The sequence below is a fragment of the Tissierellales bacterium genome (assembly GCA_025210965.1).
Lineage (GTDB): Bacteria > Bacillota > Clostridia > Tissierellales > JAOAQY01 > JAOAQY01.
The window spans coordinates 1-22,612 of record JAOAQY010000098.1 but is presented as its reverse complement, the minus strand read 5'-3'; the positions used below and the strand labels follow the sequence as shown (position 1 = coordinate 22,612).

The following is a 22,612-nucleotide window of genomic DNA, read 5'->3' as shown; positions in this document are numbered from 1 at the left end:
GAGGATATGAATAAACGAAAGATTTTATTGACAATATTAGTAGCAGCGAGTTTGTTATCAGCTTGTGGCGGAGAAAAAGCTGAAGTTGAGAAAGATCACAGTATAAGCACTGAAGCAGGTCAAGAAAATCCTATAACTGTAGATGGAAAAGAAGAAAGTAGTTCTGAGTCTACGGAAGTTAAGCCCGATGAAAAAGATCAAGAAGATGTTTCTAATCAAGGTACAGAAGGTGAGCAAGGTGAGGCAGAAGTATCGTATTTGTCACCTCTTACAGGTCAATTTGTTAAGGATGCTAGTATTCTTGAAAAAAGACCTATAGCAGTTATGTTAGATAATCACAGAGCAGCTAGATGGCAAGCTGGTGTTGGTGAAGCGGATATAGTATATGAGTTTTTAGCAGAGGGAACTATTACTAGGTATATGGCTATATTTTTGGAAAATAAACCAGTTAGAATAGGACCAGTTAGAAGTGCAAGACCGTATTTTATAACAAAGGCATTGGAATATGATGCTGTTTATACTCATTGTGGTGGTAGCGAGCAGGCTTTTGCGGATATTAAGGCTCTTGGAGTTGCTGATATTGATGAAATTAGAAATTCTGGTGGAGCTTTTTATAGATATTATAAAACTGGTAAAAAAGGAGAGCATACTCTGTATACTGATATAGATAAAATTAGAAGTGCTCAAAAACAGCATAAGTATAGACAAGAACCAAAGTACGATACTTTTAAGTTTAATTTAGAAGATACGGATATGGCAAGCGGTGATGTTGCTAATTTTGTATGGATTGACTATCAAAGGGAAAATATCACTGAATACAAGTATGATGCGGAAAATAAGGTCTACAAGCGCTACAAAGATGGTAAGCTTCATGTAGATGAGAATAATCAAGAGCCAATTACAGCTAAGAATATATTAATTCAAAGAGCTGATACAAATACTATAGATAGTTATGGAAGATATTCTGTGAAGTTTGTTGGTACGGGTAAGGGCTACTATGTCACTAATGGTAAGGCTATCGCTGTAACTTGGGAGAAGTCAGATCGTAGAGCGAAGACTATCTACAAAGATTCTGATGGAAATGTAATATCTTTGAATCCTGGTAAAACTTGGATTCAAGTTATTAAATTAAGTACTAAGATGAAGATAGAATAGGAGGCAAGACATTGGAGATTAAGACGTTGATTGAAAAGGCTATTGAAGCTAAGAATTTTGCCTATGTTCCATATTCTAAGTTTAGGGTTGGGGCAGCATTGTTGGCTAAAAATGGGAAGGTTTATACGGGGTGTAATATTGAATCAGCATCTTATACACCGACGAATTGTGCAGAGCGTACTGCTTATTTTAAAGCAATTTCAGAAGGTGTAAAAGAATTTGAAATGATTGTAATAACAAGTGATGTGGATGGTTATACCTATCCTTGTGGAGTGTGCAGACAAGTTATGCGAGAGTTTTCAAAAGAACTTAGAATAATCATTGCAAATGATGTAGATGATTATAAGGAATATACATTAGAGGATCTATTCCCATTTGGCTTTGGGCCAGAGGATTTAGGTGCTAAGAAAAAGGAGTTTTAAAATTTATGGAATTTAGATCAGGTTTTGTGTCAATTATAGGCAGACCAAATGTTGGAAAATCAACTTTATTAAATCAAATTATCGGAGAGAAAATCAGTATAATTTCTGATAAGCCACAAACTACTAGAAATCAAATTAAATGTATTTTTACAAATGACAAAATGCAAGTGGTGTTCTTGGATACTCCGGGTATTCAGAAGGCTAAGAATGATTTAGGAAAATATATGGAAGTGCAGACGTTTGAAGCGCTTAAGGATATTGATGCAGTAGTTTGGGTGGTTGACAATAGTAAAGAAATGGGGAAATGGGATCAATTCATATTAGAAAAGATGAAGGGGTTAAAAGTTCCTAAAATATTGGTTTTAAATAAGATAGATTTGTTAAGTGAGGCGCTTTTGGAGCGTTTGATAGATAAATTTGATGATATGGAATTGTTTGACGCTATAGTTCCTATTTCAGCGAAAGAGGGAGCCAATACAAATGGTGTAATGACGGCCCTATACAATGTTTTAGAGGAAGGTCCGATGTATTACCCTGATGACATGATAACGGATCAAACTGAGCGTGTTATCGTTTCTGAGATTATTAGAGAAAAAGGACTTCACTATTTAGATCAAGAGGTTCCACATGGAATTGCGGTAAGCGTAGAGAAATTTTCTCAAAGAGCTAATCAAGAAATTATTGATATACATGCTACTATTCACTGTGAGAAGGAATCTCATAAGGGAATAATTATAGGAAAAGGCGGTCGAAAGCTAAAAGGTATAGGTAAGAGCGCTAGAGAAGAAATCGAAAAATTCATGGGAAGTAAGGTAAATTTACAGCTCTGGGTTAAGGTAAATAAGAACTGGAGAGAAAAAGAACACTTAGTTAAGCGCATGGGTTATAAGTAAAATGATTTTGGACATAGAGGGAATCGTTTTAAAAAAAGTAAATTATAGAGACGATGATCTGATATTGACCATATTTACAAAAGATAGAGGAAATTTAGCCGTTATGGCAAGAGGAGCAAGACGAAATAAGAGTAAATATTTGTCTTGCTCTCAATTGTTAGTTAGGGGACAATTTCAGCTTTATCGGGGGAAAAAGTATTATTCAATAAATGGTTGTGATCTCTTGGATAGCCACTATAAGATTAGGGAAGATTTGATTGGTTATTCTTATGCTATGCTTTGTGCAGAGTTATTGTCAAAATTATTGTTGGAAGAAGATGAACATCATAGGATTTACGATATGTTTGATAAATATCTTCGCACATTGATTGAGCTGGATGATGATTTGTTGAAAAAAATACTTACACTTTCTTTTACAGTAAAGTTGATTTCTATATTGGGTTATAGAATAAATCATCAAGAGTATGATTCTAAGCTAACGCCGTGTTTTTTTAGTATTGCTCAAGGGAGCCTTGCTAATGAGCGTAAAGACATGACTTATGACTCGATTGGTGAAGAAATTGCAGCTTTTTTGATGAAGATTACCTATATAAGATTTGAAGAAATCGCGAAAATTTATTATAATAAAGAGATGGTAGAAAAAATCACAATAATTTTGCTTGATTATATATATTATCACACTGAGATTAGTGAGTTAAAATCTATGGCATTTATTAAAGAAATAGAAAATATGCTTTATTAGCATATGACGATAAAGGAGGATTTCAACATGGCAAATAAAGTGACAATGGAAAAAATAGTATCACTATCAAAATCTAGAGGTTTTGTATTCCCAGGATCTGAAATCTATGGTGGATTGGCAAATACATGGGACTATGGTCCATTAGGTGTAGAGCTTAAAAATAATGTAAAAAAAGCATGGTGGAAAAAATTCGTACAGGAGAGCAAGTACAATGTAGGTTTAGATGCTGCTATTCTTATGAATCCACAAACTTGGGTAGCGTCAGGACATTTAGGTGGATTTAGTGATCCTCTTATGGACTGTAAAAAATGTAAGGCAAGATGGAGAGCAGATAATTTAATTGAAGATTTCATGAAGAAAAAAGGTCATGAAGAAGTAGTTGATGGCTGGTCAAATGAAAAAATGGAAGAATATATTTCTGAAAATGGAATTAAGTGTCCTAAATGTGGAGAGCATGAGTTTACAAATATCAGACAATTTAATCTTATGTTTAAAACATTCCAAGGTGTAACTGAGGATTCAAAATCAGAGATTTATCTTAGACCAGAGACTGCTCAAGGTATATTTACAAACTTCAAGAGTGTTACTAGATCATCTAGAAAGAAAATTCCATTTGGTATAGCTCAAATTGGTAAATCTTTTAGAAATGAAATTACTCCTGGTAACTTTACATTTAGAACTCGTGAATTTGAGCAAATGGAGCTTGAGTTTTTCTGCGAGCCAGGTGAAGATCTTAAGTGGTTTGCATATTGGAAAGATTTCTGCCGCGATTGGTTATTAAATCTTGGTATTGAAGAAGAAAAATTAAGACTTAGAGATCACGACAAAGAAGAGCTTTCTCATTACAGTAATGCTACTACAGATTTCGAGTACTTATTCCCATTTGGCTGGGGAGAACTTTGGGGTATAGCAGATCGTACTGATTTTGACTTATCACGTCATATGGAAGTTTCAGGTCAGGATTTGAGATACCATGATCAGGTGAAAAATGAAAAGTATGTACCATATGTTATAGAGCCATCGCTTGGAGCAGATCGTGTTACGCTTGCGTTCTTAGTTGATGCTTACAAAGAAGAGGAGTTAGAAGATGGTTCATCACGTTCTGTTATGAAGTTCCATCCAGCATTAGCACCATTTAAAGCTGCAGTACTTCCACTTACTAAAAAACTTTCAGATGATGCTGAGGTAGTTTTTGAGAAATTGGCTAAGAGATTTATGATAGATTACGATGTTACTGGTAGTATTGGTAAAAGATATAGAAGACAAGATGAGATTGGTACGCCACTTTGTATTACATTTGACTATGATTCATTAGAAGACGCTAGTGTTACAGTCAGAGATCGTGATACTATGGAGCAAGTTAGAATTAAAATTGATGAATTAGAAGCGTATATTGACAAAAAAATAGAATTTTAAGGTTGTGGTTTAAATGGAAATATGTGAGCTATATGTCGTATCTGATTATATTGTTGAGACTGGAGAGAGTTTAGCTAGGGCTATTACAAATCAATTTGATATGACGAATTTTTCATTAAAAAGATTTCCTTATATTACGGAAAAGGATCAGATTGATGATTTGATTGAAAAAATAGATAAACCACAACAAAGTATGATTTTGGTTACTATATTTTTACCGAGAATTAAGAATTATTTGATGAAAAAAGCTAGAGAACGTGAGATTACAGTCATCGATGTTTATGGTACATTGTTGGACACTTTTGAAGATAAGCTCGGACAAAAGTCCAAGAATATATTGATAGCATCAAAAAAGATGGATAAATCTTATTTTAGCAGAATAGAAGCTGTTGAATTTGCAGTGAAATATGATGACGGTAAGGATTACAGAGGAATATTAGATGCCGATGTGGTTCTAATTGGAATTTCTAGAACTTCAAAGACACCGCTTAGTATGTACCTAGCTCACAAGGCGCTGAAAGTTGCCAATGTACCGTTGGTGCCAGAGGCGAGTCTTCCAAAAGAGCTTTTTGAAATAGATCCAAGACATATAGTTGGGCTTACTGCAAATCCTGTAAAGCTTAACGAAATCAGAATAGAGAGACTTAAAGCACTTGGTTTAGATGAAAATGCTGCTTATGCAAACCTAGATAGAATTTATGAAGAAATTGATCATGCCAATGGTGTATTTGAAAAATTAGGTTGCAAAGTGATTAATGTTTCGAATAATGCAATTGAAGAGACAGCAGAAGTTATATTGAATCATCATAGAAAAATAAGTGTAGTTTAAGAAAATTTGAAGATTATTTTGTTTACAAGAGTGCAAAGTAGGCCTTTGCACTCTTTATTTGATTATGAGCTCGGTTTGAAATCCTTATAAAGGGTATCAATAGAGAAAGTCTTAATTTGGAGGAATGCTATGAACGATCGACTAATGCGAGAACAATGGGAAAGTGAAAATTTGAGTGAATTTGCAATGCACAGTGCTGACTCATCTGGGAGATTTGTTGAAGAGGAGCAATGTGAACTTAGAACTATATATCAAAGGGATAGAGATCGAATACTTCATTCGAAGGCATTTCGAAGATTGAAGCACAAAACACAAGTATTTTTAGCGCCAGCAGGTGATCACTATAGAACAAGATTGACTCATACTTTAGAGGTTTCTCAAATTGCTAGAACTATAGGTAGAGCATTGCGTTTAAATGAAGATTTGATAGAAGCTATTGCGCTAGGGCACGATTTAGGTCATACTCCTTTTGGACATTGTGGAGAACTTGTTCTTGATAAGTTGAATCCAGAAGGGTTTAAGCATAATGAATATAGCTTGTTTATAGTTGATTATATAGAAAAGCATAAAGGCTCAGGTGGTTTAAATTTGAGCATGGAAGTTAGAGATGGGATACTAAATCATACTGGAGATAAGTTGCCAATGACTTTAGAAGGTCAAGTTGTTAAAATTGCTGATAGGATAGCTTATCTAAATCATGATATAGATGATTCTATTCGTGCTGGAATATTGAGCGAGTCTGATTTGCCTTCAGAATGTGTTGAAGTACTTGGAAAAACTCATGGAGATAGAATTGAGACTATGATTACAGACATAGTAGATCATAGTGAAGGGAAAAATATTATTTCTAGAGGAGAGAAGATTGCAAAGTACAGTGATTTGTTGAGAGATTTTATGTTTGAAGCGGTATATCATAATCCAGAGGCGAAGTATGAAGAAAATAAGGCAAAAACACTTTTGAAAATGCTTTATTATTACTACAAGGATCATCCAGACAAGATGGTAAAAGAGTATAGAGAATTAAATACTAGTGAGCTAAATAAGGTAACATATTACATAGCCGGTATGACAGATCGCTATGCTTTGAAGAAGTTTAAGGAATATTATCTTCCAAGTTCTTGGGGCATTGATTAGGTTGGTAGAAAAGTAATTATAAATTATTTTTTGTAAATAAAGAGGAAAATTGAAGTGGTTATAGAATATATAGTTTAGGTGAGGATAATGCCAAGAGTATTTCGAGAAGAATTTATTGAGAAAATAAAAGATGAAATTGACATCGTCGATGTGATTGGCGACTGTTTAGAATTAAAAAGAGCAGGAGTTAACTACAAGGGGGTTTGTCCTTTTCACAATGAAAAAACCCCCTCTTTTGTTGTCTCTCCGGCTAAGCAAATTTATCATTGCTTTGGCTGTGGGGCAGGGGGGGATGTAATTAAGTTTGTTGAGGAGTATAAGAATATTTCGTTTTCTGAAGCTGTGGAGTTTTTGGCGGAAAGAGCTGGACTAGAACTCGAAGTTCAGGAAATAGCTAGAGACCCTAGAGAAGATGCAAAAAATAGGCTTTATGAACTCAATAAATCAGCTGCAATATTCTATCGCGAAAATTTGAGAAAGACAGAGAAAGCGCTTAGATATTTGCAAAGAAGAGAAATTGACCATAAATCTATACAAATTTATGGTTTGGGATATGCTCAGGATAGCTGGACGGCTCTTTTAGATTATCTAAAATCACAAGGATTTACTATAGCAGAGATGTTGTCGGTGGGTTTAATTATTCACAGTGAAAAAAGAGATAGTTATTATGACAGATTTAGAAATAGATTGATGTTTCCAATATTAGATACGAGACAGCGAGTCATAGGTTTTGGAGGTAGAGCTATAGACGATAGTCAAAAACCTAAATATTTGAATTCTACAGATTCGGAAGTATTTAATAAAGGCTGGAACTTGTTTTCGCTTAATTTGCTAAGAAAAAAATCAAGAGAGCGAAAATTGATTTTGGCAGAGGGATATATGGATGTCATAGCACTATTTCAAAGTGGCATTTACTATGCGGTTGCATCACTTGGTACAGCTTTGACCAAAGAGCAGGTTCAACTTATTAAAAAAAATGCAGAGGATGTTTATATCTGCTATGATACGGACCAAGCGGGTAGAAAAGCAACCAAGAGAGCTATAGAACGTTTGGCAGAACGAGAAATTAGACCAAAGATAATTGTGCTAGACGGTGCTAAAGATCCCGACGAATATATTAAAAAATTTGGAAAGGAATCTTTTTTAGCAAGATTAGAAAAGGCATTTTCACCTATAGAGTATTATGATTATGACTTGAGGCAAGAATACGATATAAGTGATAGCAATGATCAAATAAAGTATTTAGAAAATTTGTTTGAGGTATTGTCTAGACAAGATAATAAGACTGAAGTTGAATTGTATCTTAGAAAAATCGCAGATGAGTTGAAGATAAATGCTGATGTGATTAGAAATGATTTTTATGAAAGATACAAAAATAGGGCGAAAAACGTGGTTGCAAAAAGTAGAAATTCTGAAAAACGTGATTTTACATCGAATGAAAGAGAACAATTGTTTCAAAAGCCAATGGAGAGAAACACAAAGGTTTTAATAAAGAAAAAAACAAATCAGCTTCCGTATGAGCTTTTGTATACTGTTACTATTTCAAAGAAGTACTACGAGCAGCTTCAAAATGAACAAGATGTGCTCGAATGTTTTGACGATGAACTTAAAATTATTTATGAGACCATAGGACAAGCTTATGAACAAAGCAATCCTCATGAGTCGTTAGAAGTTATCAAAGAACAATTAGAATTTCTTGCTCAAAGTAAAAAAATATCATTAAATCAGTTAAAGGATATTGACAGTTTGCACCAGATTATTATAAAATTGAAAAAGTATCGTTTAAATGAGAAAAAAAACAAATTGAAACAGCTGATTAGTGAAACGTCAGATGAGAAACAACGCGAAAAATATATGATTGAGCTCAATGATACGTTAGAGGTTGCTAGAGAGATTGATCAGTATATGAAAACGAAGTAGGATTAAAGGAGGCGTCTTAATGGCTGACAAAAAGGGAAATATAGCCAAGGTTGATGTTGAAAAGGCGATTGGAAGTTTATTAAAAAAAGGTAAAGAAGAGGGTTCTTTAACTTATGAAGAGATTATGTCTTCATTTGAAAAAGTCGAGTTAGATGCGGATAGAATAGATGACATCTATGGTATTTTTAAGAGCGAAGGGATAGAAGTTATTGGCGGAGAGTCAGACTCAGAGGCAAAAGAAAGTAAAAAAACTACAAAATCAAAGAAAAAGACTCAAGAAATTGATGTTCCGAAAGGAATAAGTGTAGATGATCCTGTTAGAATGTATCTTAAAGAAATTGGTAAGATACCACTATTGACTGCTGAAGAAGAGATTGATTTAGCGCAGAGAATGGAAGCAGGCGATGAAATAGCTAAGAAAAAATTAGCAGAGGCAAACTTGAGATTGGTAGTTAGTATAGCGAAACGCTATGTTGGACGTGGTATGTTGTTCTTGGATTTGATTCAAGAAGGAAATATGGGTCTAATTAAGGCTGTAGAAAAATTTGACTATAGAAAAGGGTATAAGTTCAGTACTTATGCTACGTGGTGGATTAGACAAGCAATTACTCGTTCAATAGCAGACCAAGCTAGAACTATCAGAATTCCCGTGCACATGGTAGAAACTATCAATAAATTGATTCGTGTTAAGAGACAATTGTTACAGGATTTAGGTAGAGAACCTGCTCCAGAAGAAATTGCCAAAGAGATGGACTTAGAAGTTGAAAAGGTAAGAGAAATTATAAAAATAGCTCAAGAACCTGTATCGTTAGAGACTCCTATTGGTGAGGAAGAGGATAGCCATCTTGGTGATTTTATACCAGATGATGATGCACAGTCACCAGCAGAAGCAGCTACGTTTACATTGCTAAAAGAGCAACTTGTAGATGTACTTGATACACTTACTCCGAGAGAGCAAAAAGTATTGAGATTGAGATTTGGTTTAGATGACGGAAGAGCAAGAACCTTGGAAGAGGTTGGTAAAGAGTTTGATGTTACAAGAGAACGTATTAGACAGATAGAGGCTAAAGCGCTTAGAAAGTTAAGACATCCAAGTCGCAGTAAAAAATTAAAAGATTTTCTGGAATAAACCAGAGAATCTTTTTTTCTGAATTATTTATATTGAAAGAGGCGAGAATTATATGAAATTAACACCTAGATTGCAGGCGATTGCGGATCTTGTAGAACAAGAGGAAATGATTGCTGATATTGGAACGGATCACGGATATTTGCCTATCTATCTTATTGAAACAGGCAAGGTAAAATCGGCTATAGCTGCAGATATAAATGAAATGCCTTTGCAGAAAGCCAAAGAAATATCTTTAGAGTATGGATACGAAGAACAAATGGATACGAGACTTGGTTCTGGGCTTGAGGTGCTTCGAGCTGGAGAAGTTAAAACTGTAGTTATTGCTGGAATGGGCGGAGTATTAATGACTGAGTTATTAGCCCATGATTTGAAAATTACAAATAGCATTGATAAATTTATTTTTCAACCAATGGTTGCTAGCGATATACTTAGAGTGTATTTAAATGAAAATGGATTTGAAATTGTTGATGAAGAAATAGCGATAGAAGGTAAAAAGTTTTATGAAATTATTGTTGCAAAGCCTAATGCTATAGGTCAGAATTTCACAGACAAAAATGATGCTATAGTGGGACCTGTATTAAAGAATAAAGTCGGAGAACAAATAGATGCATTTTATAAATTCAAACTTTCTAAGTACAAGAATATATATCAAAGTATAAAACAGAATTCTAAAAAAGATGCAAATGAGGAATTAATTGAACTTGAAAATATAATTATGAGTTTAGAAAAGGTGATGATGAAGCGTGAAGCTAAGTAATTTAATTGATAAAATTGAGGAAATTGCACCGCTAAAACTTACTGAATCATGGGATAATTGCGGGCTTATAGTAGGAGACAATGAATGTGTAGTTAGTGGACTTTTGTTAGCAATGGATGTAACTGAGGATGTACTAGATTATGCTATATCAAATAATATAAATACTATATTGGCGCATCATCCAATGATATTTAAATCAATGAAGAAATTTGACTCAGCACGAAAAAGATCTTTTTTGTTAAAGAAGGCCATGATAAATGATTTAAATATATTAGCATGGCATACTCCGCTAGATTTATGTGATTATGGTACTCATTATGCGCTTGGGAAAATCATAGGCCTAGAGAATGAATCAATCATAGAACCTATAACAAGTGAATCATTTTACAAAATTATTAGTTTTATACCTAAAGACCATGTTGAGTTAGTGGCAAAAGCATTAACGGATGCTGGAGCAGGGAGATATGGTGATTACGACTCATGTACATTTAGACAATCAGGCACAGGAACGTTTAGACCAGTTGATGGTGCAAATCCATATATTGGTGAGCTTGGAAAGCTGGAGTTTGTAGATGAAATAAAGTTGGAAGCTATTGTGAAAGAGACTGATTTGAAAAATGTAGTAGCTGCATTGAAGTTGAATCACCCATATGAAGAGGTAGCTTATGACGTGATTGAAGTCAAGAATTTAAAAAAAGTTTATGGACATGGACGGGCTGGGAAAATAGAAAAGACTACTCTTATAACATTGGCTGAAAGACTGAAGAAAGACTTGAAATGTAAGAACGTTACTTACTATGGAGATGAAAATTTAGGTATAGAAAATGTTGCTTTTTGTCCCGGTGGTGGTGAAGATTTGATATCTAAAGTACGAAATGTAGATGTATATATAAGCTCTGATCTTAGAAGTACAAAGGTACTTGATTTGATAGATAAAAATATTGCTGTAATTGATTTAGGACATTATTATTCTGAAAGACCGGTGCTTGATGAATTAGAGAAGTTACTGAATGATAAAATAGATGATTTTGAAATTAAAATCGCTCCTTTTGAGTTAGATAATGGCAGTTTGGCAAAAAAGTTATAAATTTTAGTGCTAAAAATTGACACAGATGCTAATCTATGTTAGAATATGTCGGTAAGTAAGTCAGATTATCGCGTGCTTTGGCATGAGGAAAGTCCGAGCTCCATAGGGCAGGGTGCTGGGTAATCCCCAGTGGAGGCGACTCTAAGGATAGTGCAACAGAAATAAACCGCCACATTAGTGTGGTAAGGATGGAAAGGCGAGGTAAGAGCTCACCAGAGGCTAGGCGACTAGTCTGCTATGTAAACCCCACTTGGAGCAAGACCAAAATGAGATTGAAAAGACAGCTGCCCGTTGTTTTCTCTAATGGTAGGTTGCTTGAACCATTTGGTAACAAATGGTCTAGATTGATGATAATCTAATACAGAACTCGGCTTATAGATTTGCTTACTCTATTAGCAAATTAGAGTCTACCAATGGTAGACTCTTTGTTTTTTGTTAAGCGTATTGTTTTCCATTAAACATATTAGTGCTATAATTTATTTCACAATGGGTATCAATGAAACGGTGCTTCTATATGAGACAGAGGTGAAAAGAATTATTTTATTCTCTAAAATTATATTGATTTTTAGAGGGGTAAAGTGCTATAATGTTTGATGTATGATATTTTGAAGATATCAGAACCAAACTCTTAAAGTTTAAAATAAAACAGGAGTGTGATGAAATGGCTAAGTATGTTTATTCCTTCGACGAAGGAAAAAAAGAAATGAAGAATTTATTGGGAGGTAAAGGTGCAAACCTTTCTGAGATGACTCACATCGGAGTTCCAGTTCCTCCAGGATTTACTGTAACAACAGAAATGTGTACAAAGTACTATGCTGATGGTAAGAAAATTGATGCTTCAGTAGAAGCAGAAATTTTTGAAAATTTAGCAAAAGTAGAAGAAAAGCTTGGAAAGAAATTCGGGGATGTTTCTAATCCATTATTGCTTTCAGTTCGTTCAGGTGCTAGAATTTCTATGCCTGGTATGATGGACACAGTATTAAACTTAGGTTTAAACCAAGAAGCTGTTGAAGGTTTCGCTAAATTGACTAACAACGAAAGATTGGCTTATGATAGCTACAGAAGATTTATCCAAATGTTCTCTGACGTTGTTTTAGAGATTTCAAAATCTAAATTCGAAGCAATTTTAGACGAAGCAAAAGAAAAACATGGCGTAGAGTCAGATACTGACTTAACTGCAGAAAACCTAAAAGAAATGATTCCTGCTTATTTAGCAGTAGTTAAAGAAGAAACTGGCAAGGACTTCCCACAGGATCCTAAAGCACAGTTAATGGAAGCTGTAGAAGCTGTATTTAGATCTTGGAATAACCCAAGAGCTATCGTTTACAGAAACTTAAACGAAATTCCACATGACATTGGAACTGCTGTAAATGTTCAAGCAATGGTATTTGGTAATGCAGGTGAGACATCAGGTACTGGTGTTGCATTTACTAGAAACCCTGCAACTGGAGACAATGGTATTTTTGGTGAGTTCTTAATGAACGCACAGGGAGAAGACGTTGTTGCTGGTATCAGAACTCCACTTCACATCGAAGATATGAAGAGAATAAATGAAGAAGTTTACAACCAATTCATGGAAATTGCAAATAAATTAGAGAACCACTATAGAGATATGCAAGATTTAGAGTTTACTATCGAGAATGGTACACTATACTTCTTACAAACAAGAACTGGTAAGAGAACAGCAGCTGCTGCTGTTAAGATTGCAGTTGAAATGGTTGAAGAAGGTCTAATCACTAAAGAAGAGGCAATCATGCGTATTGAGCCAAAACAATTGGATCAATTACTTCACCCAACATTTGATAAAGAAGATTTAGCTAAGGCAGAAGTATTAACAACTGGTTTACCAGCATCACCAGGTGCTGCATCAGGTAAAGTATACTTCACTTCAGAAGATGCTAAAAACGCAGCTGAAGCTGGCGAAAAAGTTATCTTAGTAAGAGCTGAGACTTCACCAGAAGATATCGAAGGTATGGTAAGTGCTGAAGGTATCTTAACTCAACGTGGTGGTATGACATCTCACGCAGCTGTTGTTGCTCGTGGTATGGGTACTTGCTGTGTTGCTGGTTGTGGTAGCGCAAAAGTTGATGAAGAAAAGAAAGTAATGATCGTTGGAGATAAAGAAGTTAAAGAAGGCGAGTTTATCTCATTAAACGGTAATACTGGTGATGTTTATACTGGTTCTATCAAAACTGTTACTCCAGAATTATCTGGTAACTTTGGAACATTGATGGGATGGGCTGATGAGACTAGAACTCTTAAAGTAAGAACAAATGCTGATACTCCAAGAGATGCTGCTCAAGCAGTTGAGTTTGGTGCAGAAGGTATTGGTTTGTGTAGAACAGAGCATATGTTCTTCGAAGAGGAAAGAATTTTCAACTTCCGTCAAATGATCGTTTCAGATACAGTTGAAGGAAGAGAAAAAGCATTAGAAAAATTATTCCCATACCAAAAAGAAGACTTCGTTGGTATTTATAAAGCAATGGAAGATAGACCTGTTACAGTTCGTCTTTTAGATCCACCATTGCATGAATTCTTACCACACAAAGATGAAGAAATCCAAGAGGTTGCTGATGCATTAAACTTAAGCTTTGATGAATTAAAAGCTAAAGTTGAAGAATTATCAGAGTTCAACCCAATGTTAGGTCATAGAGGTTGTCGTCTAGGTGTTACTTATCCAGAAATCTATGCTATGCAGGTTAGAGCAATTATCACTGCTGCTGTTGAAGTTAACAAAGGTGGATTAAATGTTGTTCCTGAAATCATGATTCCATTGGTAGGACACAAAAACGAATTAGCAGAAATGAAAGCATTAGCTGCTAAAGAAGCTGACGCTATCATCGAAGCTGCTGGCGTTAAGTTAGACTACAAAATCGGTACAATGATTGAGATTCCTAGAGCTGCTGTTACTGCTAATCAAGTTGCAGAAGAAGCAGAGTTCTTCTCATTTGGTACAAATGACTTAACTCAAATGACATTTGGATTCTCTAGAGATGATGCTGGTAAGTTCATTTCTGAATACAAAGAAAGAGGAATATTCGAGAAAGATCCATTCCAAGCTATCGACCAAGTAGGTGTTGGTTCACTTATGAAGACAGCTGTAAAATTGGGTCAAGAGACAAGACCAGATATCAAATTAGGTATTTGTGGAGAGCACGGTGGAGAGCCATCTTCAATCGAATTCTGCCACAGAATCGGTTTGAACTATGTATCTTGTTCACCATTTAGAGTACCAATCGCTAGATTAGCTGCTGCTCAAGCTGCTATCATCAACAAGTAATAGCGATTAATATATTAGAAGCGCACTGGATATCCAGTGCGCTTTTTTTAAATAATTTTCTATGAGAGCAGGGCATTTAAAGCACAAAAAACTCGACCAAAGCAATTTACCCTTTGATCGAGTCTCAGTGAAACCAAGCACTATTAGAATTTATATATTTAATTTTAAAGTACTGGTGTTTTTCCTCGATAGTACATACCTCCTAAAGTAACTTAATTAAAGTAATATAGTAACCTATGGTACTACTTTAGCTTGTAAACTATCACAAGATAATAATCTCGTTATTTAGTCCCCGGAATCACCTCTATAAATTAACCTCTTTAAAAGAGGAAAATCTAATGTAATTATATTATACCCGAGAGATGATGATTAAAACAAAATTAGTAGATTTTTTTTGACTCTTAAGTTTTTTTGTTTAATGGTTTATAATAGAGGTATATAAAATATAGGAGATGCTAGGTTCTTAGGAATATTAAACTTAAAAATGGAGGACGACATGACGAAGAGCATTTTATTTGTAGATGATGAAAAACAAATTTTGAGAGCGCTTAAGCGACTATTTATTAGAAGTGATTATGAAACTTATTATGCTGAAAGCGGAGAGATGGCATTACAAATACTAGAAGATCATGCTATAGACTTATTGATTACAGATATACGTATGCCAATAATGGATGGATATGAGTTACTTAGAAAGGTTAAGGAAAAGTATCCTCTTACACTTAGAGTAGCGCTAAGTGGATATACTGACAATATAAAGATTTATAAAGCACTAGAGGATAATATAGTCAAACTTTATTTGTTTAAACCGTGGAATAATGATGAATTAAAGACTGTAATTGACAAGATTTTTGAGCAAGAATCTATACTTAAAGATAAGAATTTATTGAGACTTATAAATAATATAAATGATTTGCCAACAGTTCCTAACCTTTATCAAGAGATAGCTGTATTAATTGAAAGTGGGGCAGATATAGATGAAATTTCAACGAAGATTGAGAAAGATCCTGCTATTTCATCTAGAATACTTAGAGTTGCGAATTCAGCTTTTTACGGTACTAAAACAGGTTCTATAAAGCAAGCCATCATTTATATTGGACTTACAAGTGTCAAAAACATAGTTCTTACGAATAGTGTATTTAAAGAATTAAAGACTGGTAAAGAAGAGAAGGAAATGCTTTGGAAGCATGCTAGTCTTACGAATGCTTATGCTAATATCATATATAGTGAGTTTATCAATAAAAAAATGCCAAGTACGTTTGCAAGTGCAGGGTTATTACATGATATTGGTAAGGTAGTTATTTATGAGCACTTTAGTGATGAAAAAAACGCCGCTAGAGCTAAGGTAAAAGATTCTGATGATATGGATACATGGGAGGCAGAAAAAGAAGTTCTAGGCGTTTCTCATCAAGAAATAGGGGGATATCTGCTTAATTGGTGGGAGCTTCCATTTCCAATTGTAGAGGCTACATTATTTCATCATAATCCTACTGGTGAAAATATAATAAATAAAGAGTTAGTTTCTGTAATTCATTTAGCTAATTATTATTCATGGAAGAAGTTGGGACATGAATGTTTGAAAAACAAACTAGTAGAAGATGTTTTTGAGTATTTGGAGATAGACAAGAATGAATTGGAAAACTTTATAGAGCATTTTGAAATAAAAATTTAAAAAAAACTCAAGGATTTTTCCTTGAGTTTTTTTATTAATATCCTTTTTTGAAATCAATTACATGAAGTAATTTCTCTTTTGATGCGTATCTTTTCAAATTTTCATAAACTAAATCAAATCTTCGATCAAATATTTGATTTGAAATCCAGCTATTATGAGAACTTATAAATACCGACTCCATATCCCAAAGAGGACTTGATTCAGGTAATGGCTCTTCAACAAACACATCTAACGCAGCTCCAGAAATCATATTGCTATTTAAAGCTTTTATCAAATCTGTTTCGTTTAAGTTTTGACCACGAGATATATTTATCAAAAATGATGTGTCTTTCATAGTCTCAAAGTCTTTAAGCGATAGAAAATCCTTAGTGCTATTTGTAGCAGGCAATGTAAGTACAACAAAGTCACACATACTTAAAAATTTCGACTTATCTTTTAGTGGATAGCAGTTTTTGATATAGGTTGTTTCTTTACCACTAGTATTTAATCCGATCAAATTAGCTTCAAAGCCTACCAATCTTTTTGCTGCTTCCTGTGCTATAGTTCCAGTACCTATAAAACCTACAGTTTTACCTAAAAGTTCTTGGAGTGAAAAATCCATATGCCATTTGTGATTATTTTGATTTTCTATTAGAGTTTTAGTTTTTTTCAAATGCTCTAGTATTTTTAGAACAATCCATTCACCCATAGGGATACTATAACCACCCTTATTATGCGTTAGAATTATAGAATTCTTTTCAAGATATTGTAAAGGTGCTTGATCGATACCTACACTTGATAATTGTAGCCATTTTAGATTTGGAAGTGATGATAAGTCAAGATCATTAAATGGATCATAACATACCAATATGTCACAATCTTTGGCCTCATCATTTAGAGTAAAATTTCTCTCATCTATAAAATGTACTTCATATCCCAACTCTTTGACTTTGTCAAAGTAGTTGGGATTTTTATGTTTCAAAGTAAATAAAATTTTCATATAGTTACCTCCTTATTCATCAGAGCTTGAAGCATCATCACTTGGTCCAAACAACCATGCAGGAGGTTCACTAGGGCCAGAAGGTGCTTCATCAGGCATTAAGGAATTATCAGTTCCTGGAGTTACAGGCATTGTATTTGGATCAATAACTTCGTCATTAGGAAGAAGTACTCCATCATCTGGCACAAAAGCGTCATATGAATATTGATAATCTCTAGGCATAAATCCATTATGATCATCTGGATTATATGGAGGCTCTCTTTTTATAACTACCTTTTTCTCAATAAATTCCATTGGTGTCATCAGTGTAGCTAATTTATTTGTAGTGGTATCTATAGGAACTTCTACATGTATATTGCATTTTTCCTTTGGTTCAGTGCCTTTTATGAAAATTTCATTGTATACGGTAGAACCACTAATAGCTCTTGAACAAAGTTCATTTGGCAATAGGCCAGAATCTTTACAAACGGCAACGGTAGTGAGACCAGATGGTTTGTCGAATCCTTTAGCTGGTAAGTCTTTATGCATTTCTTTCATTACGATTCTCCAAAGGTTAGCAGCTAGTTTACTACCCTCAGATAATTTTATCGCTGGGCTATCATTACCTATCCACGTAGCTGAAACATAATATGGAGTGTAGCCAACAAACCAAGCATCTGATTTGTTTTGAGTAGTACCAGTTTTACCAGCAACGGGTATCGTAGTATTTCTTGGATAAATAGCAGCGGCAGTACCGATTCCTTTTGAAATAACACTCTCTAGGATATCAGACATTATATAAGCTACTTGTGGTGATGTAACTATATTGCTAGTTGGTGTTTTTTCAAGTAAAACTTTGCCATGTCTATCTAATACTTTTGTATAGGCTATAGGTTCTATATATTCTCCATTGTTTGCAATAGCACCATATCCTGCTGTCATTCTAAGTGGTGAAATACCATGACTCATGCCACCTAAAGCTAAAGCAGATAAGTTTTCATCGAAAACGCCAGAGCCTTTAGCTTGAGCTTCTTTAGCACTTATGAAAGAGTCATTACTAGGATTCTCGGTATCGATAAGATGAAGTTTTCCTAGATATTGAATGCTTGTTGGAATTCCAATATACTCTAGATATTTTACTGCTGAAACATTTATAGATTGTTGTACAGCTTCTCTCAAAGTGTTGATTCCACGATAATTATCATCTTTAGCTGCGGTTCTAGTACCATACCAGTTTGCAGGCCAACGTTTACCAGAAGCTGTGTAGTAAGGAATATCATCCATAGTACTAGCTGCAGTCAATCCGCTATCTAATGCAGGTAAGTAAACACTAAGTGGTTTTAGTGAAGAGCCTGGCTGTCTAGCAGATGTAGCTCTGTTATAAAGCTTTTGACCTTCTATATCACGACCTCCGACTAAGGCTTTTATTTTACCAGTCCTATAATCCATTATTATAGTAGAAGATTGAGGTTGCACTATTCCATTTTTATTTACAACTAGATATTTTGGATTTAGTAGTAAATTGCCATTAGGATCTATTCTGTAGTAATCATCAGTGAAATTTAAGAATCGATTGCTAACTATTACTCGTTTATTTTCGCGATCTGATTTCAAAATCTTTATCTTAGGAGTGCTCTCAGAAGGACTCCATTCAAGATTTTGAATATATCCAGCAGCGAAAGTCAATAGATTTTTATCACCATCTATAATATAGTGAGCGGCAGTATCAAAGTTTCTGTAATTTACCTTAGGAGAAGTAATTATTAAATTGCCAGAATCGTCTATACTATAATCTCCTTTGTCTATTATTAACTCATAATCTTTGTTATACAATTGAGGCTGTTCATAGTAGATTATTTTATTTCTGCTATCTGCGATATTGTTATTTATTCTATTATTACGATTAACTAATACTGCTCCCTTTATTGAGGCTCTAGTTTTATGAGTAGCTTTTAGAATCAAATCTGTAAATTGATCATATATGCCTTCTAGATTACTTTGCATTCCGATATCCATTGTAGAATAAATTGTAAGTCCACCTTTTCGAATTAAATCGCCAGCTTGTTTTTTGGTGTAGCCTTTTTCTTTCATTAAATCCTTGGTTACTTGATCTTTTACATAATCATTAAAGTATGATGTTTCTATATTCTCATTAATCTTTTTTGTGATTTTGATAATATCAGCAGGATCTTGAGCTAGAGCTTCATCATATTGTTCTCTAGTGATAAATTTATTGTTCAGCATAGTTATCAAGACTGTTTTGCGCCTTTTTATATTTTCTTTATTTACTATAGCAGTGTAATTAGTACCTAGTACATTTACAGAACCCAAAACTACATGAGTTTCTTCCACATCTTCTGGTTTCAGAAGGATATAAGGAGAATAGGCCGTTGGACTTTTTGGAACGGCGGCCAACATAGCAGTTTCGACTAGAGTTAGTTCAGAAACATCTTTGTCAAAATAAAGTTCTGCAGCAGCTTGTACCCCATAGGCACCTCGACCTAAGTTTACTGTATTTAGATATGCGTTTAGAATCTGATCTTTAGAAAGATTTTTATCCATTTCAATGGCTAGATAAACCTCTCTTATTTTACGTTTTACATCATTTACCAGATTATGCTTATCTACTTCATCGAAAAGATAAAGGTTTTTTACAAGTTGCTGAGTGATAGTGCTAGCGCCTTGGACGACTTGACGAGCTTTTATATCAGCCCATAATGCGCCGAATATACGTTTTAAATCAAATCCATTATGAGTTCTAAAACGCTCATCTTCTATTGCTATAAATGCATTTTGAACTTGTTCTGGTATTTGAGATATGTCAACGATAGTTCTAAATTCCACTGCTTGAATTTTTTCTATCAATTGACCCTCTTCGTCAAGTATGACAGAGTTTTCATTAAGTGACGTAGCGACTTTGGTATAGTCTATTTCAGGCACATCTTGTATGACAGCCATTATTATACCTATACCGGTTGCAGCTCCTATGATTCCAATACATACTAATGTTATGATTGTAATCTTCAAAGCTTTCAAAAATTTGTTTTTGGTTTTTGGTTTTTTAGTCTTAGTAGACTTTGTATTAGACATATAATCCTCCTGACAAATAATTAGAACCACAATAATATTTATGATGGCTCTGTTTATGTTTAAATAATTTTATATGTTTTTAGCATAGGCATATGTGAAAATATAAGTTACAATAAAGTATATAAATAGCCACAATGCCCAAGTAAATTATAACATAACATCAAAAACCAATAAATTAAATAATTATTACAGCTAAGTGTAAATTAGATTAAAATTGGTAACAGTGGCAATATATTTAGTGTGATTATGGAGGATAATATGAGTGAAAATAAATTGGAAACAAAAGAGAGAATAATAGTAGTTGGAATGGCATTAAAAAGTGAAGATGCAAAAGAGTTAGAAATATCGCTAGATGAACTTGAAGAATTGGCTCAAGCAGCTAATGGTGAAGTTGTTGGTAGACTTAGTCAATCGAAAGAACGAGTGGATGTAAGATCATTCATTGGAAAGGGAAAACTTGAAGAATTAGCAGAGCTTGTCAAAAATATGGAAGTCGACACTGTTGTATTTAACGATGAACTTTCAGGGGCACAGATTAGAAATATAGAAGCGCAAGTGGAATGTAAAGTAATAGACCGTACGGGGCTTATACTTGATATATTTGCTAGACGAGCAGTTTCTAAGGAAGGTAAGTTACAGGTAGAATTGGCTCAGCATCAATACAGACTTCCTCGACTAACTGGGCTAGGGGTATCATTATCGAGAATGGGTGCTGGAATTGGTACTAGAGGTCCTGGTGAGACAAAACTTGAAATGGATAGAAGACATATACTAGAGAGAGTGACAGAAATAAAAAGGCAGCTTAAGCAGATAGAAAAGACTAGAGAGATAAATAGGAAGCAAAGACTTAATTCATCAGCACCAATAGTTGCGCTAGTCGGATATACAAATGCGGGAAAATCTACACTTATGAATCAACTAGCTAAATTAGATGACGAGTTTGAAGCGAGTAGGGAAGTGTTTGTTCAAGATATGCTTTTTGCGACATTAGATACTACACTTAGAAAATCAAAGCTTAATAATGGAAAAACTTTCTTGGTTACAGATACTGTTGGATTTGTTAGTAAATTGCCTACTAATTTAGTTGAGGCTTTTAAAGGCACACTCGAAGAAGTAGTTTATGCAGACTTGATACTGCATGTAATGGATTTGACTAATGAAAAATTGGATCTTCAAAGAGCAACAACGGAGAAGATACTAAAAGAATTAGGATGCGAACAGAAAGAACAAATAGTAGTTTATAATAAAGTTGATGTGGTAGAAAATATAGAAGAGTTGAAGTTAGGGTTGGAGGCAGATGCTGTTTATTTATCTGCAAAGTCTGGTGAAGGATTAGATGTATTGCTTGATACTATTGAAAAAAGGATGAAAAATAGGTATTATAGTGTTAGAATGATATTGCCATATGATAGAGGGGATTTGTTATCTTATTTTCATGACTCAGGAGATATACAGGAAACTAATTATATAGAGGACGGAATTGAGATTAAGATAACGTTAAATGAGGAAGAGTATAATCGCTATCAACAGTACGTGGCTGAAAAATATGATTAAATAGGAGGCATCTCAGTTATGCTATATCGCAATTATATAGGCGGAGTAGTATTTCATAAAGATAAAGTTTTTATGATACAGAATGAAAAATTTGAATGGATATTGCCAAGAGTTAGAATTGATGAATTTGGGCATAGTAAAAATATATATGTTGATTTGTTTTGGCAATATTTTAAGATGGAAATAGCTCTAAAGGAACACATAGGAGATAGTGTTTATGAGTTTTATTCTGTAAGTCGGGAAGTTCCAATGTGCAATACCGTTATTTGGTATGAAGCGAAGACACTAGAAGAAAGTTTTACTTTGACGAAAGTGAAGGGTAGAGAAAATGCGGGATTTTATGAAGTTAAAGATGCATTAGAAAAACTGACTTACACTCAAGAAAGAAAAATATTGAAGGAAAGTTTGAAAGATAAAAATTCAGCAGATAAAGCAATTATATAGTGAATTAAGACATTTTAGAAAGAAGGATATGCATGGAAGCACAGTATCGAACAGTATTAGAAGAAGCTAGTGATGAAATAGAAATAAAGAAGTCGAGATTTATAGGTTATGCTAAGCCAATAGAGACGGA

General features: G+C 34.2%; 17 protein-coding genes and 1 other RNA gene. 16 read left to right on the top strand and 2 right to left on the bottom strand.

The window, feature by feature from the left end; all coding sequences use genetic code 11:
* The first annotated feature begins 6 nt into the window (after nt 1-6).
* The 14 genes from N4A40_07725 (at nt 7) to N4A40_07660 (ending at nt 16,436) form a co-directional block, all read left to right on the top strand.
* Nucleotides 7-1,155 carry a DUF3048 domain-containing protein gene (locus tag N4A40_07725; protein ID MCT4661736.1) on the top strand — a complete coding sequence of 383 codons (1,149 nt, stop codon included), beginning with the start codon at nt 7-9 and terminating at the stop codon, nt 1,153-1,155.
* Between the two features lie 11 nt (nt 1,156-1,166).
* Nucleotides 1,167-1,577, top strand: coding sequence for a cytidine deaminase (gene cdd, locus N4A40_07720; GenBank protein MCT4661735.1), 411 nt, complete (start codon nt 1,167-1,169; stop codon nt 1,575-1,577).
* A gap of 5 nt (nt 1,578-1,582) precedes the next feature.
* A complete protein-coding gene (era, locus tag N4A40_07715; GenBank protein ID MCT4661734.1) occupies nt 1,583-2,470 on the top strand; it encodes a GTPase Era in 888 nt (295 codons plus the stop codon).
* A 1-nt stretch (nt 2,471) separates the two neighbouring features.
* The gene (recO, locus tag N4A40_07710; GenBank protein ID MCT4661733.1) at nt 2,472-3,212 is read left to right on the top strand and encodes a DNA repair protein RecO; all 741 of its coding nucleotides are present in this window, start codon (nt 2,472-2,474) and stop codon (nt 3,210-3,212) included.
* 27 nt (nt 3,213-3,239) lie between these two features.
* Entirely contained in the window at nt 3,240-4,628 is a 1,389-nt protein-coding gene (locus N4A40_07705) for a glycine--tRNA ligase (GenBank protein MCT4661732.1), read from the top strand.
* A 13-nt stretch (nt 4,629-4,641) separates the two neighbouring features.
* Complete coding sequence (locus tag N4A40_07700; GenBank protein ID MCT4661731.1) at nt 4,642-5,457, top strand: kinase/pyrophosphorylase; 816 nt, start codon at nt 4,642-4,644, stop codon at nt 5,455-5,457.
* Nucleotides 5,458-5,586: 129 nt separating this feature from the next.
* Nucleotides 5,587-6,591 carry a deoxyguanosinetriphosphate triphosphohydrolase gene (locus N4A40_07695; protein MCT4661730.1) on the top strand — a complete coding sequence of 335 codons (1,005 nt, stop codon included), beginning with the start codon at nt 5,587-5,589 and terminating at the stop codon, nt 6,589-6,591.
* Between the two features lie 87 nt (nt 6,592-6,678).
* Nucleotides 6,679-8,511 (top strand): DNA primase, encoded by a 1,833-nt coding sequence (gene dnaG / locus N4A40_07690; protein MCT4661729.1) that lies wholly within the window; start codon nt 6,679-6,681, stop codon nt 8,509-8,511.
* Nucleotides 8,512-8,530: 19 nt separating this feature from the next.
* Nucleotides 8,531-9,640 carry an RNA polymerase sigma factor RpoD gene (gene rpoD, locus N4A40_07685; GenBank protein MCT4661728.1) on the top strand — a complete coding sequence of 370 codons (1,110 nt, stop codon included), beginning with the start codon at nt 8,531-8,533 and terminating at the stop codon, nt 9,638-9,640.
* A 52-nt stretch (nt 9,641-9,692) separates the two neighbouring features.
* A complete protein-coding gene (locus N4A40_07680) occupies nt 9,693-10,397 on the top strand; it encodes a class I SAM-dependent methyltransferase (GenBank protein MCT4661727.1) in 705 nt (234 codons plus the stop codon).
* The gene (locus N4A40_07675; protein MCT4661726.1) at nt 10,384-11,484 is read left to right on the top strand and encodes a Nif3-like dinuclear metal center hexameric protein; all 1,101 of its coding nucleotides are present in this window, start codon (nt 10,384-10,386) and stop codon (nt 11,482-11,484) included. The genes N4A40_07680 and N4A40_07675 overlap by 14 nt, the downstream gene beginning before the upstream one ends.
* A 52-nt stretch (nt 11,485-11,536) precedes the next feature.
* An RNA gene (rnpB, locus tag N4A40_07670) (RNase P RNA component class A) lies at nt 11,537-11,875 on the top strand.
* A gap of 270 nt (nt 11,876-12,145) precedes the next feature.
* Nucleotides 12,146-14,764 (top strand): pyruvate, phosphate dikinase, encoded by a 2,619-nt coding sequence (gene ppdK / locus N4A40_07665; protein MCT4661725.1) that lies wholly within the window; start codon nt 12,146-12,148, stop codon nt 14,762-14,764.
* A 496-nt stretch (nt 14,765-15,260) separates the two neighbouring features.
* Nucleotides 15,261-16,436 (top strand): response regulator, encoded by a 1,176-nt coding sequence (locus tag N4A40_07660; GenBank protein ID MCT4661724.1) that lies wholly within the window; start codon nt 15,261-15,263, stop codon nt 16,434-16,436.
* Between the two features lie 34 nt (nt 16,437-16,470).
* On the opposite strand, the gene N4A40_07655 is transcribed toward N4A40_07660, so the two are convergent.
* Nucleotides 16,471-17,415, bottom strand: a complete 945-nt coding sequence (locus tag N4A40_07655) for a phosphoglycerate dehydrogenase (GenBank protein ID MCT4661723.1) — start codon at nt 17,413-17,415, stop codon at nt 16,471-16,473.
* Between the two features lie 12 nt (nt 17,416-17,427).
* Nucleotides 17,428-20,484: a transglycosylase domain-containing protein gene (locus tag N4A40_07650; protein MCT4661722.1), complete on the bottom strand. Its 3,057-nt coding sequence runs from the start codon at nt 20,482-20,484 to the stop codon at nt 17,428-17,430.
* Between the two features lie 258 nt (nt 20,485-20,742).
* Between N4A40_07650 and hflX the strand changes: the two genes are divergently transcribed.
* The gene (gene hflX / locus N4A40_07645; protein MCT4661721.1) at nt 20,743-22,038 is read left to right on the top strand and encodes a GTPase HflX; all 1,296 of its coding nucleotides are present in this window, start codon (nt 20,743-20,745) and stop codon (nt 22,036-22,038) included.
* Nucleotides 22,039-22,056: 18 nt separating this feature from the next.
* Complete coding sequence (locus N4A40_07640; GenBank protein MCT4661720.1) at nt 22,057-22,482, top strand: hypothetical protein; 426 nt, start codon at nt 22,057-22,059, stop codon at nt 22,480-22,482.
* Nucleotides 22,483-22,612 lie beyond the last annotated feature (130 nt).